Source organism: Parasediminibacterium sp. HNIBRBA5674 (assembly GCF_056745525.1).
In genome coordinates, this window is the sequence record NZ_JBQWIE010000029.1 from 25916 (window position 1) to 42045 (window position 16130).

Sequence of the window (16130 nt, forward strand, 5' to 3'; positions counted from 1 at the left end):
AGTATTATTATGAATTTTGATGCTATATTTTTCTTAAGTTTTGGTGTATTTACAGTAGTAATGGGCATCTTGAACCAAGGAAATGCTATTTGGATGTCTTTTAGATATGATGGGTTAAAGAATTTACTTGGTGATAACTACGCAAGAGTTATCAATATCTCGATGGGGATTTTTTGTATTTTAATAGGTATAGGTTTGTACAATAAATAATTCATCGTCTTACTACTCGCTTTGGTAAAAGCTGAATATTTTACAGAGCTTACAAGTGTGTGACACAACAGACGCCAAATAGTAGTACTACTGCTGGCAACCAAAAGAAAAAAAGAACGGTACGTAAGCGTATTTTAATACTTTAGCAACATGAAAATAGCCATTATTAATGGACCTAACCTGAACTTGCTTGGCACTAGAGAACCAAGTGTGTATGGCTCGCAAACTTTTGAAGCCTTTTTTGTTGAACTGCAACAGCGCTTTGCTGACATAGATTTTACGTATTATCAAAGCAATGTTGAAGGCGAACTGATAAATGAACTGCAAAGGGTTGGCTTTAGTTACGATGGTATTATCATGAATCCAGGCGGATATACCCATACATCGGTAGCTATAGGCGATTGTATTGCTGCCATTACAACACCAGTAATTGAGGTACATATAAGTAATGTACATGCAAGAGAGGATTTTAGGAAAATATCACATGTATCAGCAAAAAGTAAGGGCTCTATTATTGGTTTGGGCTTAAAAGGCTATGAGTTGGCTGTGCATTGGTTTAACCGCTGATTAATCATGAGTTTGATGATATACTATGATTGATTTACTCACAATACGTGTATCATCATCTCTTTTAATCGACAATGTGGCAAAAAACATTGGTTTTAAAATGCATTAGAATTAATACTGTCTGAAATACTTTTTTACAATAAATGTAGATAAGTAAAGCATCAACATTGCACCGATTAAAGATCCTAATTTTTCAAATGGTTTATTTGTTTGCGATAAAGCAATTGAGGTAGCCTTGAAAATAAGACCTACCAACAAAAAGAATATACCAAATCGAAGTAGTCTTACCATAAAATCACTTTGAACTAATACTTGCAGAATTAACAATTAAACAAGTTCTTCCGCCCATTTATCTCTTTCGTCTGGGCTAAATTTCCAAGGCGCAAAATTGTTTTCGATATTGCTAAATGTGCCGTTCCATTCTTGCGGTGCATTACTTTCTTCCATAATTAAACTGCGGCGCAATTCTACAATAATGTCTAATGGTGAAATACTTACAGGACAAGCTTCTACACATGCATTGCAAGTAGTACAAGCACGTAATTCTTCTACAGAAATATAATCGTGTAATAAGGTTTTACCATCAGCCACAAAAGACTTATTAGCATTGATATTTTTGCCCACCTCTTCTAGCCTATCTCTCGTTTTCATCATAATGGCACGAGGGCTTAGTAATTTGCCCGTCATGTTTGCAGGACATTCTGCACTACAACGGCCACATTCTGTACAGCTATAAGCGTCCATCAAGCTTTTCCAACTTAGTTCAAATACATCTTTAGCACCAAAATGCGCTGGCGGCTCTGCACCAACAGGTGCTAGTTCTGGTTGCATGGCATACAATACCTCGTTTTGTACACTTTGCATATTGTGCATTTTACCTTGCGGCAAAAGCTTAGCATAATAGGCATTAGGAAAAGCCAATACAATATGTAAATGCTTAGAATAAGGCAAGTAGTTTAAGAAGGCAAAAATGCCAGCAATATGTAACCACCAACAGGTACGTTCAATACCTACCAAAGTGCCATCGCTAAAGCCACTGAAAATTGGTTGCAATAATGATGAGAAGAAAAATTGACCTGTAGCATGTTCAGCATAATGACCATAACCCCTTGATTGCAACAAGCCATCGCAAGCATTCATGGTAAGGAATAAACTCATTAACACAATTTCTGTAATTAAGATATAATTAGCATCGCTACGTGGCCAGCCGTTTAAATCTTTACTGATAAAACGTTTGAGTTTAATAACATTTCTACGACATAAAAACACCACACAAACCAATGTAACACCAACCGCTAAAAACTCAAAGAAATTGATTAACAAACCATATAAGCCACCAAGTACTGGCGCAAATAAACGATGCGTTCCTAAAATACCATCTAGCACTATTTCTAAAACTTCCGCATTGATGATGATAAACCCTGCATAGATTATCAGATGCATTACCGCAACAAGCGGATTTTTAAACATCTTTTTTTGCCCTAAGGCGAGCAATACCACATTTTTCCAACGTAAGTTTTTGCTGTCGCTAAAGTCTTCATCCTTACCTAAAAAAATATTTCTACGTAATTCGCCAGCTTTTTTTGAGAAAAAATAGATAGAAACTGCAGCAAGCGCTATAAAAGCAATTTGTTGAATAATATGCATACCCAAAAGTTATGCGGCTAAGTTAGTTGTTTGCAGAATAAGTTGAATTATCTAGTACACTTAAGCTGAATTTTACTTGTATTTACTAAAACAAAAAATCCCTGCCACATAATGGTTGCAGGGATTTTAAAGTATCTATTCAGAATCAATTACTCAACACTTGTAATCTTAATCATGTTAGTAGGTAAATGTAAATGTACTGGTGTACTACCTGTATTCACAACTATATCACCAGATGATATATAACCCTTTTCTTTTAAAATGGCTATCTGATCGTTGATGATGTCATCTACACTACGCTCTTGATCGTAGTAGAATGCCTGAACACCCCAACTTAAGCTCAATTGGTTTACTAAGCTTTTTTCTTTGGTAAAAATAAACAAAGGTGCTGCAGGGCGGTAGCTACTTAAGAAGAAAGCAGTGTAACCACTTTGTGTCATACCAATTAATGCGTTTGCTTTAACATCAGCAGCCAACTTACAAGCATTGTAACAAATAGCATCGCTATGGAAAGATGGTGAATGCGGTTGAGGTTTTAAATCATCTTCACGGTTATAACGATATTCTTTGTTTTCAACTTCTGAGATAATTTTACGCATGGTTTGTACCACTAAAGCAGGATGCTGACCAGCAGCAGTTTCACCACTTAGCATTACCGCATCGGCACCTTCAAGTACTGCATTAGCAACGTCGGTAATTTCACTTCTGTTTGGCTTTACACGATCAATCATGCTTTCCATCATTTGCGTAGCCACAATTACTGGCTTACCACGGTGAATACATTTACGTATCAACTCTTTTTGAATTAATGGAATTCTTTCAACTGCTAATTCAACACCCAAGTCGCCACGAGCCACCATGATACCATCACTTTCCAAGATGATGTCACGTATATTTAATAACGCTTCTGGTTTTTCTATTTTAGCAATGATTTTTGTTTTGCTTTTCTTCTCGTCTAGTTTGCTACGCAAAATCACTAAGTCTTTTACACTTCTTACAAAACTTAAAGCAACCCAATCACATTTTTGTTCAATAATAAACTCTAGGTCAACAAGGTCTTTATCAGTTAATGCTGGTAATGAAATTTTTGTATCAGGTAAGTTTAAACCTTTTTTAGATGATAAAACACCACCTAAAGTTACCTGTACTTTTACGTCATTTTCTTTAGTAATATCTACAACTTTCACTTCAATTTTACCATCATCTATCATAATGATATTACCCAACTTTACATCACCTGCAAGATTTGGATAAGACACATAAATTTTCTCTTTTGTACCTACGCATTTTTCGTTGGTAAAAGTTAAAATATCACCAACAGCTAGTGGTAATGCATTGTTCTCAATTTCACCTACACGCAGTTTAGGGCCTTGTAAATCTGCTAAAATAGAGATATTATAACCAAGCGTATCGTTAATGGTACGAATATGTGTAATAATTTGTGCTTTATCTTCATGAGAACCATGAGAAAAGTTCAATCGAAAAATATTTACACCAGCTCTAACTAGTTCTAATAATTGGTCATAAGAATCGCATGCTGGACCTACCGTTGCTACGATTTTAGTTTTGTGCAAAGTATGCTTTTCTGTAGATGCAGGCGTAGAAACAATCGCTTTGTCAGTTTTTTTACTCATAAAATTAATTTTGAAATGCTTTATAAAACTACTTAAAATATTAATAATGCGAAGGGCCAACTAATACTTAGCTGGCTAATATTTTAACAATTTTCATCCATTCTTGACCAATAGTTTGCTTTTGTTTAACAGCGTGGTCAAGTGGTGTATAATGTATTTTATTATTTATAACACCTACCATTACGTTATTTCTACCAATAAGCAGGCTTTCAACCGCATAATAACCCATGTGGCTAGCTATTAATCTATCTTCACAACTAGGCGAACCACCACGTTGAATATGACCTAAAATACAAACACGCACATCGGCCTTTGGTACACGCTCTTTTACAATTTTTGCAAGTTCATTTGCGTCGCCAAATTGTCCGCCTTCGGCTACAACAATTAGGTTTACCAGTTTCTTACGTTTTTCTTTTTCCGTAAGATTAGCAATTAATTCCTCAATGTCAGTTTTAGTCTCAGGAATTACGATATTTTCTGCACCAGTAGCAATACCGCTATGTAAAGCAATATAACCAGCATCACGGCCCATTACCTCTACAATAAACAAACGGTCATGCGCATCCATTGTGTCACGAATTTTATCAATCGCTTCAACTGCTGTATTTACAGCCGTATCAAAACCAATTGTTACATCGCTACCTGCTATATCTTTATCGATAGTACCTGGCAAGCCAATACAAGGGATATCGTATTCATTACTAAATGTTTGTGCACCTTTAAAGCTACCATCACCACCAATAATTACCAAGCCATCAATACCGAAACGCTTTAAATTTTTGTACGCAATTGCTCTGCCCTCTGGTGTTCTAAATTCAGCGCTACGTGCTGTTTTTAAAATAGTACCGCCACGTTGTATAATGTTGGCAACACTTTTACTATCCATCGGAAAAATATCGTTATCAATCATGCCGCTATAGCCACGTCTAATACCAAATACATCTAAACCATGATAAATACCTGTTCTTACTACTGCTCTAATAGCAGCGTTCATTCCAGGCGAGTCGCCACCTGAAGTTAAAACGCCAATTCTTGTTACTTTGTGCTTGCTCATCTCTGATTAAAATAGGGGAAAAATTATCAATGTTTAAAACACCAAGTCACAAAAGTACGGATTTGCAATTTAATCGCAAACGTGTACGGATGTTATAATGATAAAGTAATCTTGTAAAATGAAAATATTAATAACAGGAAGTAATGGTTTTATTGGGCAGCATTTATGCATAAACCTTACTAGCAAAGGGTTTGACGTAATTGCTACAAGTAGAAGTAGTAACAAAATTGAGCATCAAGAGAATATACAATTTCAAGCGGTTGATGTGACTAAAAAGAGTGAAATTGAAAGTGCCATTCAACAATATAAACCCGATGTAATTGTACATAATGCAGCGATGAGTAAGCCAGATGAGTGTCACAATAATAATGAAGCTTGCATCTTACAAAATGTAACAGCAACAGAATATCTTGTTGAAGCAGCTGAAAAAACAAATAGCTATTTTATTTATATTTCTACAGATTTTGTGTTTGGTGAAAATGGCCCTCACAGTGAAGATGCAGAAAAAGCGCCACTAAATTTTTATGGTAAAAGCAAATTAATGGCAGAAGAAATAGTTATAAATAGTAGCTTAAAATATGCCATCATGCGGCCAGTTTTTATTTATGGCAAACAATTGATCAATATGAAAGGAACTTTTTTACATTGGGTAAAAAATAGTTTAACAAATGGACAAAAAATAAGCGTAGTAAATGATCAACAACGTACACCAACTTTTGTAAATGACATTTGCAATGGTCTAACTACGATGATAGAAAAACAAGTAGTTGGTGATTTTCATTTGGCTGGCAGAGATATTTTAACCCCTTACCAAATGGCTGTAGCACTTGCAAACACGCTACAACTGGATGCATCGTTAATTACACCTGTTACTTCTGAAACCTTTGTAGAACCTGTGAAAAGAGCAAAAAAATCAGGATTGAAAATAGATAAGGCTATCAGAGAATTGAATTATCAACCAGTAAGTTTTGAAGAAGGTATTAGACTGAGTTTCTTGTAGTATTAACGACGTTTTAAAATAGCAACAGTCAACCTACTAACGCATATTAGATGTTCTTTTTCATCGTGAATTTTAATATCCCAAACATGTGTACTACCACCAAGATGTAATGGTGTAGCGGTAGCAGTTACAATACCTTCTTTAACACCACGCAAGTGATTGGCATTAATTTCTAAGCCCACACACATCATGGTTTCGTGATTAATTACCAACGCAGATGCAACGCTACCAAGTGTTTCTGCCAAAGCAACACTTGCGCCACCATGCAATAAGCCATAAGGCTGATGCGTACGTTTATCGACAGGCATTGTTGCTTTAAGATAATTTGACCCAATTTCAGAAAATTGCATACTTAGATGTTCACCTAAAGTATTTTTACCCAAGTGTGCAATATCTGCGAGTGTTACAGCCTGATTATGCCAAATACTTTTGCCCAAGAAAACTAGTTTAGTGCTTTAAAAAATTGATGACAGCTTGTGGTAAAAAAGGCGATGCATCACCACCATTCTTGATAATATCTCTTACAATTGTAGAAGCTACAGAGGTATATTTTGGCTCACCAGTTAAAAACACCGTTTCTATATTGCTATCCATTGTTCTATTGGCATCTGCAATTGATTTTTCGTATTCAAAATCACTTACAAAACGAATACCTCTCAATATAAATTTAGCTCCAATTTTCTTACAATAATCAATTGTTAAACCTTCGTATGCCACACTTTCTACTCGCTTGTCATCTTTGTATATTTCATTAAACCAAGCCATTCTTTGTTCTGCCGAAAACATAGGATTTTTGGCAGCATTAGTACCCACACCTACCACAATTTTATCAAATAATGGTAAGGCTCTGTTAATAATGTCAATATGGCCAAGTGTAACAGGATCGAACGTACCAGGGAACAAGCAAATTCTCATGATTTATAATTTGTGATTGCTGATTTGAGATTCTCTAAACGGATGAAACAAGCTATCATCAATTATAAATCAAAAATCAAAAATTGGTTTAGTTACCATTATTAGACAACAAATACAATACAGACATTCTCACAGCCACACCATTTTCTACCTGATTTAGAATAATTGAGTTGTTACCATCGGCCACATCACTATCTAATTCCACGCCTCTATTAATTGGCCCAGGGTGCATGATGGTAATTTGCTTACCTAAACTATCTAACAATTTTTGACTAACACCATAAGCCAAATTATACTCACGTAGAGATGAAAATAATGGCTGATTTTGACGCTCCAATTGAATACGTAATACATTGGCAACGTCGCACCATTGAAGCGCATTTTTTACGTTGTATTCAACACGTACGTTTAGTGCTTCACTGATGTATTTAGGTATCAAAGTTGGTGGGCCAGCCACTACAATTTCAGCACCCATTTTTTTCAGTAAATAAATATTACTCAATGCTACCCTACTGTGCATAATATCACCAATAATGGCTACTTTTAGTCCTTGCAAACTGCCAAATTTTTCTTGCATAGAAAAGGCATCCAGTAAGGCTTGTGTAGGATGCTCATTAATGCCATCACCAGCATTTACAATAGCTGCGGGTATATGTTTTGCCAAAAAATGCGGCGCACCACTAGCACTATGGCGCATTACCACCATATCTACCTTCATGCTCAAAATATTGTTTACAGTATCTAAGAGCGTTTCGCCTTTGGCAGCAGAAGAACTACTTGCTGCAAAGTTTAAAGTATCTGCACTTAAACGTTTTTCCGCCAATTCGAAACTCATACGTGTACGTGTAGAGTTTTCGTAGAATAAGTTTACAATCGTTACATCACGAAGAGATGGTACTTTTTTTACGGGCCTTTGTAAAACGTCTTTAAAATTAGAAGCAGTAGAAAGAATGATTTCTATATCCTCTTTAGTGAGGTTTTTAATACCTAAAAGGTGCTTGGTAGAAAGTTTCATTAAAAAGCGAAATTAGTGTAAAAAAAGATAGTTACAAGTTGCAGATTACTAGTTTCTGTTTGTTCGTGTCAAGTCACCAGCAACTGGCAACTAGAAACCAGATTCTAACCCATCAACTGCACACCTTCTTCAAAGTTTACCAGTACTTTTTGGTTGGCGAAGGTATCTATGGAGCGACCTACATAATCTGGTTGAATGGGATATTCACGACTAAAACGTCTATCGATCAACACACATAATTCTACCTTACTTGGCCTACCAAAATCTAGCAAGGCATCCATCGCTGCACGAATAGTTCTGCCCGTCCACAAAACATCATCTATCAGCACTACATTTTTACCTTCAATACTAAAATTTATGTCTGTTTTGTTGGCTTTGTGAATTTGCATGCGCACATCGTCTCTATAAAAAGTAATATCTAACTTGCCATAGTTAATTTTATCATTAGCTATTAATCCTTTCATTTCATCTACAATTCTGTCACTCACATAAATACCTCTCGGCTGCAAACCAATCAGCACTGTATTATCTAATTGCATATGATTTTCAAATACTTGCTGCGCCAATCTTTTTACTGTTAGTGCTACTTGTTGCTGCGTTAATATTGTTTTCATTTAAACACAAGAAAGTTTCGGTAAAAATATGCGTTTCATGTATTTACCAATAGCAATAATTGTCTCGAAAACTAATTACGTTTAAACTTTGGCAATAATTGAGAGGCATTTGTAAAAAAGTGGAGAAATTGTTTGTACAGGATGCATCTTTTTTTCAACATTTATGTTTCTTTATTACGCAAAATGCATGAATTCGGTCGTACAATCGTACCTTTGCCAACTTTATAAAATATTGGGTAAATAGATTTGTGAATTATTTTGCAACATTGCCATAACAAAAGGCATCTATTTATCGTTACTTTAAGTATAATTTACATAGACTATGAGGCAGCTCAAAATTGCAACCCAGATTACCAACAGAGATTCACAGGCCGTAGAAAAGTATCTGCAGGAAATTTCTAAAATTCCGATGATCACTCCCGAAGAGGAAACGACGCTGGCTCAGAAAATCAAAATGGGTAATCAGAGAGCTCTCGACAAATTAGTGCAGGCCAATCTGCGTTTCGTGGTATCTGTTGCCAAACAATATCAACACCAAGGCCTTTCTTTAAGTGATTTAATTAATGAGGGTAATTTAGGTTTAATTAAAGCGGCACAACGTTTTGATGAAACCAAAGGTTTTAAATTTATCTCTTATGCCGTTTGGTGGATTCGTCAATCTATTTTACAAGCTTTAGCTGAACAAGGTAGATTAGTGCGTTTACCGCAAAACAAAATTGGTACTTACAACAAGGCTAATAAAGCGTATATGGCTTTTGAACAAGAGCACGAACGTGAGCCAAGTACTGAAGAATTGAGTGATATTTTGGAAATGAGTGAAACAGAGATTAACAACATTTTTCAAAGTAACACGCGTCATACTTCTTTAGATGCGCCTGTACACGAAGCAGAAGACGTAGCAATGGGTGATTTATTAGAAGGTAGCGACGATACTGACGACGATGTAATGAAAGACTCATTACGTGAAGAAATTCGCCGTGTACTGAAAAGCCTCAGCCCAAGAGAAGCCGAAATTGTGAATGCTTATTTTGGCTTAGACGGTGAAAATGGTGTAACCATTGAACAGATTGGTGTGAAATACGATTTAACAAAAGAACGTATTCGTCAAATTAAAGAACGTGCTATTAAACGTTTGCAAAAAGCACGTTATAGCAATGCTTTAAAAGCTTATTTAGGTTAATTTTAAACGCTGATTAATAATGATCGTGAATGATATTCCATGATTTTTGACCACATGCAGATATTAAAAAAGCCCCAAGTTTTGGGGCTTTTTTAATATCATAACTTTTCTATAAATAGCGTTCGATTAAAATTTTCTTGTGATGCTCATTATGACCAAATAAAATATAAGCTAAAGCATTTACAGTAACTCGATTGTTACTCGCTTTACCTTCTTGTTGTAAACCTTCTGCAGTTAATGAGTTTAAAAACAAATCCGTCGATTGTCTTAGCAAACTAAATTCAAGTTTTAAATCTGCCAAACTTCTATGGCTTGCTGGTGCTGCTTCTGCATAACTATTCTCATCAAAGCCAGATAAAGCAACCGTATCTTTTCTTGCAAAAGTTAAAGCTCTAAAAGCAAAAATGCGTTCAGTATCAATCATATGTTGCAATAATTGCTTAACCGTCCATTTGCCTTCAGCATATGCAAAGTCAGCTTTTGTATCTGGTATCGTATTCAAGAATTTTAAAAATTCTGCCGAATGATTGGCAATCAATTCTTCAATTGAATTACCCTGCGCAGCATTTACATAACCTTGCGCATAATCGCTAAAATCACCAATTTGAGGACGAGCCATCAGTTAACTATTTTATTTTTAAAAGAAGATTTTGGCAAAGTATCATCTAATTTTTTCACTGCTTGTGTACTTAATTTACCGGCCACTTCTACGGCACCATAAGCATTTAACAACCCACCAGTTTTACAAAGACTGCTTAATGGCACTTCTTCTTTTACCCCCTCTTTGTTAGGCTTTAAAGTAGTAACACCTGTACCCAAACCAGTTGCACTTGTAGCTATTGCTTGCTTAACTTGCTCAGCAGTTAATTTAGGAAAATAAGAACGTATTAAACCTGCTAAGCCAGCGACAACCGGGCTTGCCATACTTGTACCATCTTCAAAACCGTAGCTATTACCACCAGGTAATGTGCTATAAATTTGGCTACCAGGTGCAAATACATCTACACCATTTTTGCCATAATTACTAAAGTATGAGGTATAACTATTGGCAAATGATGGATCGCTGCTAGCACCTACTGTAATAACATTTTTGGCAACCGTACCATCTAAAAATGTTGTTGAAGGAAAATTATTGTTGCTATCAATATTTTTAGAGTCATTACCTGCAGCGTGTACAATTAATACATCCTTAGCAGCAGCATATTTTACAGCCTCATCTACCCATTTTTTATCTGGTGAAAAGCTTTTGCCAAAGCTCATGTTAATCACTTTTGCGCCATTATCTACTGCATAACGAATAGCCAATGCAATATCTTTATCATATTCATCGCCATCTGGTACGGCTCTAATCATCATAATTTTCACATTATCAGCTATCCCATCCATACCTACACCATTACCACGACTTGCGCCAATAATACCGCTAACATGCGTACCATGCATACTGCTTGCGCCCATTACATCTTTGTTACCGTAAAATTTGTCGTTAATGTCGGCTGGATTATCTTTTATGATTTCAGCACGAACATCAGATGGTACTTTATCTTTTGCAGACATTTCATCTTCCATCCTACCTACTTCCTCATTAATCATTTGTAAAACAATGGTATTCTTAGCTTCACTACCTAAACCTATCATTTTCATTAAGTTCAAAAACTTAGTTTTTGCAACTTTGGCTTCACTTGTATGCAATGATAATTTTTCAAGTTCCTCAGCAGTATATTCTTGCTTTTGCGTCTCTTTTCTAATTACAGAATCCATAGCAATTAAGCTACTACGCACTCTTTGCATCATAGGCAACTGTGCTACATTTTCCTGTGAAGGCTCTATTTCTGCAGCAGCTTGTAACCAAGTTTTGTAACGATACTTTTCATCCGCTGACAATTTACTTTCATCAATAGCTTTACCTTGATACAAATCTTTATAAGTATGATAAACTCTGGCTTTTTCCGATGAAGCCTTCTCTACGTTTCTACCATCTTTCCCGCCCAAAAAATTCCAACCGTAGTAATCATCTACATAACCATTACCATCGTCATCAATACCATTGTTAGGAATTTCTTTTAGGTTATGCCAAAGCACAGATTTCAAATCTTCGTGTGTGGTATCAACACCTGAATCTATCACCGCAACAATTATTGGTGTGCTTTTTTTGTTTTTAAGTAATTGATATGCTCTATTCAAACTGATACCAGCAACCCCATCTGTTGCTTTATCCTTTAAATACCAAGTCTTCAGCGAGTCCTTATTCACCTGACGTAAACTACTTTGCGCAGATGCAAATGATAACCCAAAACCAACTGTAATTAATAATAAGTACCTCATGTTTTATAGTTGTATCTGCAAATATGCTGAAAAGGCTGTTTGTAAATTTTACGTTACCTTTTTTTAATAAAAATTTGGGATTAGCGGTATTATGCCGTCAATCCTACATTAATCTCAATATCCAAATTATTCAATAAAAACTCTGCCATGTCTTCATTCATGGTAAAGCCTTTATCGGTGGTGTACATACTGATTTTAATATTATCTCTAGGCTCAATGACATTAAATTTCAGTGACGTTTTACCAGGATTATTTTTCACATTGCTACTAATGAATTCAACAAATTCACCTGAAATAGCCGCTGGATGCAAATTGATTTCAATGCTTTTAGTCAAGTTTTGTTTGGCTGTTTCTAGTAATGTAATACTGCCTACCTTAAACTCAAAAGAATCAGCTTTCCATGATGCTTTAAAAAAACCATTTACCAATACATTTTTACCTTTATCTAGGTAATGCTGAAACTTCATATAATCATCGCTCCAAAGTGCAATTTCAGTTTTACCACTAAAATCTTCTATGGTTAAAATACCAAAGTTTCTACCAGTTTTAGTGGTTCTATGTTGCGCATCAATCACCAATCCTGCAATTCTAAAAGGCTTGCCAACATTGCTTTGCATGAGTGTATTACTTTCTTTTACTTCGTTAAAATCACTCAACTGCATAATGCCGTAATACTTCATCTCAAACTTAAAATGGTCAAGCGGATGACCACTCATAAACATGCCTGTTACATCTTTCTCATAGCCCAATTTTTCCATCAAACTCCATTCTTCACATGGGGCAATTTTTGGTGTAGGTATGTTCATTTCTGATGGTAAATCGCCAAACAATGTATTGGTAGTACCTGTAGCTAAATTTTGTGTTACTTGACCATAACCTATAATCTTTTCTAAGCCACTCATTTTCTCCCCATCGGAAATATTAAAGTACTGCGCCCTGTGCAATTGAGGAAAACAATCAAACGCACCACTGTATGCAAAACTTTCCAGCGATTTTTTATTAACGCTTCTTGAAACTGAACGTTTGATAAAGTCAAAAATATCTGCGTAAGGCCCATTTTGTTTGCGCTCGCTAATGACACTATCTACGGCTACATCACCTGCACCTTTTAAGCCACCTAAACCAAACCTAATTTCGCCACGGCTATTTACAGCAAAGCCTTTCAACGATTCGTTTACATCAGGACCAAGTACTCTTATACCCATACGTTTACATTCTTCCATAAAGAAGGTAATCTTATCAATACTACCTGCATGGTTTAGCACCGCAGCCATGTATTCACTTGGGTAATGTGCTTTTAAATAAGCTGTTTGATACGCCACAAACGCATAGCAAGTTGAGTGCGATTTGTTGAACGCATACTGTGCAAATGCCTCCCAGTCTGTCCATATTTTGTTCAACTTATCTTCAGGATGTCCTTTGGCCATAGCGCCTTCTACAAACTGCGCTTTCATTTTATTCAGTACCGCAATTTGCTTTTTACCCATTGCTTTACGCAACACGTCGGCATCACCTTTAGAAAAACCCGCTAGCTTTTGCGATAGCAACATCACCTGTTCTTGATACACTGTAATACCATAAGTTTCTTTCAGGTATTCTTCCATATCAGGCAAATCGTAGGTAATTTCTTGCCTACCATGCTTACGCTCAATAAAGTCTGGTATATACGCAATTGGCCCCGGTCGGTACAAGGCGTTCATCGCAATTAAGTCACCAAATTGATCGGGTTTTAATTCACGTAGGTATTTTTGCATACCCACACTTTCAAACTGAAACGTTGCATTGGTTTCACCTTTTTGATACAACTGATAAGTCAATTCATCATCTAATGGCACATCATCTATTACAATGTCCTCACCATGGTTTTGCTTAATTAATTCTAAAGCCGTTTTTAAAATAGATAAGGTTTTCAAGCCCAGAAAGTCCATCTTAATTACACCTGCTTCTTCAATAATATTACCTTGAAACTGTGTAAGCCACAAGTCAGATTCTTTTGAAGTGCCTACAGGAATTAACTCGGTTAAATCTTTAGGCGCAATAATGATACCTGCTGCGTGAATACCTGTATTTCTTACGCTACCTTCTAGCCTTTCTGCTTCTTTTAAAACTTTGGCACGTATATCTGTACCGTTGTAAATTTCTCGTAATTGCCTTACATTTTCTAAGTCTTCAGCTTGCAAACCTTCTTTTTCTTCTAAGCTCTTTTCGCCATCTTTTTTAGTAATTGGCGCTTTTAATACACGGCCTAAATCTGTACCCGGTTTATCAGGCACTAGCTTGGTAAGCATTCTACTTTCTTGTAATGGCAAATCCATTACACGAGCCACATCGGCAATACTACTTTTGGCAGCCATCGTACCATACGTAATAATTTGCGCCACTTGCGATTTACCATATTTCTGCACCACATAATCTATCACACGTTGCCTACCATCATCATCAAAATCCGTATCAATATCCGGCATTGATTTACGATCTGGATTTAAGAAACGCTCAAATAGCAAATTGTACTTGATGGGGTCAATATTGGTAATACCGATGCAATACGCTACCACCGAACCTGCCGCAGAACCACGACCTGGCCCTACAAACACGCCCATGTCTCTACCTGCTTTAATAAAGTCACCCACAATTAAGAAGTAACCAGCAAACCCCATTATCTTAATGGTGTTCAGCTCAAAGTCTATCCTTTCTTGTGCTTCAGGGCTTATGTCTATATAACGTTCTTTAGCGCCTTCGTAAGTAATGTGGCGTAAATATTCCCATTGGTTCAGCGTATCATCTGCATGTACTTTAAATTCCTTTGGTATTGGGAAATTTGGCAGGGCAATGTCTCGCTTTAAGTTCAGCACCTCTACTTTATCTACAATCATGTTGGTATTGTCAATACTCTCAGGAATATCGGCAAACAATTGTATCATTTCATCGGGCGACTTGAAATAAAACTGATCATTTGGAAACTTAAAACGCTTGTTTTTTATCTGCGCATCATCGTTTACAATATCATCAAAGCCCGGTGTCGCTTGCTTTTCACCCGTATTAATACATAGCAAAATATCGTGTGCGTTGTAATCATCTTGGTCGGTATAATGGCTATCGTTGGTAGCTATTACAGGCACATTATGCTTCTTGGCAAACTTTAATAGCGTTTGATTAATAATCTCTTGCTCCTTAATATTATGGCGCTGAATTTCTACATAATAATCCTCACCAAACAAATCCAACCACCATTTAAATTCTTTTTCAGCGGCTGCTTCATCTTTATGCAAAATGGTTTGTGGTACATACGCACCTATGCAGCAAGTGGTCGCAATTAACCCTTCGTGATACTTTAAAATTAACTCTTTATCTATACGAGGGTATTTGCTGTACATCCCTTCTATAAACCCAAGCGATGTCAACTTTACCAAGTTTTGATAACCCACTTTGTTTTTAGCCAGCAATACTTGGTGATAACGATGGTCTTTCTCGCCTTTGGTAAACACTTTCGCATGCCTATCTGCCACCACATAAAACTCACAGCCTACTATGGGCTTAATGGTAGGTTCAAGAATATCTTTACCATTCGCATCTTTACCCACTACTTTGGTATTTTTCCAAGCATTGGCCACAAATTCAAACGCACCAAACATATTACCGTGGTCGGTAATAGCCAGCGCAGGCATATTAAACTTACCTGCTTTTTTAAACAAATCACCAATATTAGCCGCACCATCCAGCAGCGAATATTGCGTATGAACATGTAGATGAGAAAACTGCATTTTTATTACACGAATTATTTGAATTACACTAATTACACGAATGAAAACCAATTACACGAATTGATGACTTTTGACATTCGGAACAAACAAATATCGTTCTTAAACATGGAAGCGATGGCGAGCAATTTTCCACATTTGGTTAGATTTTTTATGTAACCAGCTACAGTTTTTCAATGATGCCTCGTTGGTCGCACACTGCATCGGTTAG

14 protein-coding genes are annotated in these 16130 nt (G+C 36.3%); 4 read left to right on the forward strand and 10 right to left on the reverse strand.

Annotated features, from left to right (window positions below):
• The first annotated feature begins 9 nt into the window (after nucleotides 1-9).
• Both ACT9TX_RS13935 and aroQ read left to right on the forward strand, forming a co-directional pair.
• Nucleotides 10-210, forward strand: a complete 201-nt coding sequence (locus ACT9TX_RS13935) for a hypothetical protein (protein WP_481339120.1) — start codon at nucleotides 10-12, stop codon at nucleotides 208-210.
• 150 nt (nucleotides 211-360) lie between these two features.
• On the forward strand, nucleotides 361-777 hold the full coding sequence (aroQ, locus tag ACT9TX_RS13940; RefSeq protein WP_481339121.1) for a type II 3-dehydroquinate dehydratase: 417 nt from the start codon (nucleotides 361-363) through the stop codon (nucleotides 775-777).
• Between the two features lie 327 nt (nucleotides 778-1104).
• On the opposite strand, the gene ACT9TX_RS13945 is transcribed toward aroQ, so the two are convergent.
• The 3 genes from ACT9TX_RS13945 to pfkA all read right to left on the reverse strand — a co-directional run bounded on the left by ACT9TX_RS13945 (nucleotide 1105) and on the right by pfkA (nucleotide 5112).
• On the reverse strand, nucleotides 1105-2424 hold the full coding sequence (locus ACT9TX_RS13945) for a 4Fe-4S dicluster domain-containing protein (protein WP_481339122.1): 1320 nt from the start codon (nucleotides 2422-2424) through the stop codon (nucleotides 1105-1107).
• A 149-nt stretch (nucleotides 2425-2573) separates the two neighbouring features.
• Entirely contained in the window at nucleotides 2574-4058 is a 1485-nt protein-coding gene (gene pyk, locus ACT9TX_RS13950; RefSeq protein WP_481339124.1) for a pyruvate kinase, read from the reverse strand.
• Between the two features lie 67 nt (nucleotides 4059-4125).
• Entirely contained in the window at nucleotides 4126-5112 is a 987-nt protein-coding gene (gene pfkA, locus ACT9TX_RS13955) for a 6-phosphofructokinase (protein WP_481339125.1), read from the reverse strand.
• A 118-nt stretch (nucleotides 5113-5230) separates the two neighbouring features.
• Here pfkA and ACT9TX_RS13960 point away from each other — a divergent pair, with 118 nt between their 5' ends.
• Entirely contained in the window at nucleotides 5231-6112 is an 882-nt protein-coding gene (locus ACT9TX_RS13960; RefSeq protein WP_481339126.1) for an SDR family oxidoreductase, read from the forward strand.
• Nucleotides 6113-6114: 2 nt separating this feature from the next.
• Here ACT9TX_RS13960 and ACT9TX_RS13965 read toward each other — a convergent pair whose 3' ends face one another.
• From ACT9TX_RS13965 to pyrR, 4 genes are all read right to left on the reverse strand, one after another.
• Nucleotides 6115-6549, reverse strand: a complete 435-nt coding sequence (locus tag ACT9TX_RS13965) for a hotdog fold thioesterase (RefSeq protein WP_481339128.1) — start codon at nucleotides 6547-6549, stop codon at nucleotides 6115-6117.
• A 10-nt stretch (nucleotides 6550-6559) separates the two neighbouring features.
• The gene (gene coaD / locus ACT9TX_RS13970) at nucleotides 6560-7027 is read right to left on the reverse strand and encodes a pantetheine-phosphate adenylyltransferase (protein WP_481339129.1); all 468 of its coding nucleotides are present in this window, start codon (nucleotides 7025-7027) and stop codon (nucleotides 6560-6562) included.
• Between the two features lie 88 nt (nucleotides 7028-7115).
• Entirely contained in the window at nucleotides 7116-8042 is a 927-nt protein-coding gene (locus ACT9TX_RS13975; protein WP_481339131.1) for an aspartate carbamoyltransferase catalytic subunit, read from the reverse strand.
• Nucleotides 8043-8146: 104 nt separating this feature from the next.
• Nucleotides 8147-8656, reverse strand: coding sequence for a bifunctional pyr operon transcriptional regulator/uracil phosphoribosyltransferase PyrR (gene pyrR, locus ACT9TX_RS13980; RefSeq protein WP_481339132.1), 510 nt, complete (start codon nucleotides 8654-8656; stop codon nucleotides 8147-8149).
• 322 nt (nucleotides 8657-8978) lie between these two features.
• Here pyrR and ACT9TX_RS13985 point away from each other — a divergent pair, with 322 nt between their 5' ends.
• The gene (locus ACT9TX_RS13985; protein WP_379012291.1) at nucleotides 8979-9836 is read left to right on the forward strand and encodes a sigma-70 family RNA polymerase sigma factor; all 858 of its coding nucleotides are present in this window, start codon (nucleotides 8979-8981) and stop codon (nucleotides 9834-9836) included.
• 109 nt (nucleotides 9837-9945) lie between these two features.
• Here the strand turns inward: ACT9TX_RS13985 and ACT9TX_RS13990 are convergent, their stop codons facing one another.
• From ACT9TX_RS13990 to dnaE, 3 genes are all read right to left on the reverse strand, one after another.
• The gene (locus ACT9TX_RS13990) at nucleotides 9946-10455 is read right to left on the reverse strand and encodes a DinB family protein (RefSeq protein ID WP_481339133.1); all 510 of its coding nucleotides are present in this window, start codon (nucleotides 10453-10455) and stop codon (nucleotides 9946-9948) included.
• Nucleotides 10455-12161 (reverse strand): S8 family peptidase, encoded by a 1707-nt coding sequence (locus ACT9TX_RS13995; RefSeq protein ID WP_481339135.1) that lies wholly within the window; start codon nucleotides 12159-12161, stop codon nucleotides 10455-10457. Before ACT9TX_RS13995 ends, ACT9TX_RS13990 begins: the two co-directional genes overlap by 1 nt.
• A gap of 89 nt (nucleotides 12162-12250) precedes the next feature.
• Complete coding sequence (gene dnaE / locus ACT9TX_RS14000; protein ID WP_481339136.1) at nucleotides 12251-15922, reverse strand: DNA polymerase III subunit alpha; 3672 nt, start codon at nucleotides 15920-15922, stop codon at nucleotides 12251-12253.
• Nucleotides 15923-16130 lie beyond the last annotated feature (208 nt).

Coding starts and splice junctions, on each gene's coding strand:
- pyrR (WP_481339132.1), bottom strand. CDS start 8,656: ATGAAAACAATATTAACGCAGCAACAAGTAGCACTAACAGTAAAAAGA.
- coaD (WP_481339129.1), bottom strand. CDS start 7,027: ATGAGAATTTGCTTGTTCCCTGGTACGTTCGATCCTGTTACACTTGGC.
- ACT9TX_RS13935 (WP_481339120.1), top strand. CDS start 10: ATGAATTTTGATGCTATATTTTTCTTAAGTTTTGGTGTATTTACAGTA.
- pfkA (WP_481339125.1), bottom strand. CDS start 5,112: ATGAGCAAGCACAAAGTAACAAGAATTGGCGTTTTAACTTCAGGTGGC.
- ACT9TX_RS13975 (WP_481339131.1), bottom strand. CDS start 8,042: ATGAAACTTTCTACCAAGCACCTTTTAGGTATTAAAAACCTCACTAAA.
- ACT9TX_RS13960 (WP_481339126.1), top strand. CDS start 5,231: ATGAAAATATTAATAACAGGAAGTAATGGTTTTATTGGGCAGCATTTA.
- ACT9TX_RS13995 (WP_481339135.1), bottom strand. CDS start 12,161: ATGAGGTACTTATTATTAATTACAGTTGGTTTTGGGTTATCATTTGCA.
- ACT9TX_RS13990 (WP_481339133.1), bottom strand. CDS start 10,455: ATGGCTCGTCCTCAAATTGGTGATTTTAGCGATTATGCGCAAGGTTAT.
- dnaE (WP_481339136.1), bottom strand. CDS start 15,922: ATGCAGTTTTCTCATCTACATGTTCATACGCAATATTCGCTGCTGGAT.
- aroQ (WP_481339121.1), top strand. CDS start 361: ATGAAAATAGCCATTATTAATGGACCTAACCTGAACTTGCTTGGCACT.
- ACT9TX_RS13945 (WP_481339122.1), bottom strand. CDS start 2,424: ATGCATATTATTCAACAAATTGCTTTTATAGCGCTTGCTGCAGTTTCT.
- ACT9TX_RS13985 (WP_379012291.1), top strand. CDS start 8,979: ATGAGGCAGCTCAAAATTGCAACCCAGATTACCAACAGAGATTCACAG.
- pyk (WP_481339124.1), bottom strand. CDS start 4,058: ATGAGTAAAAAAACTGACAAAGCGATTGTTTCTACGCCTGCATCTACA.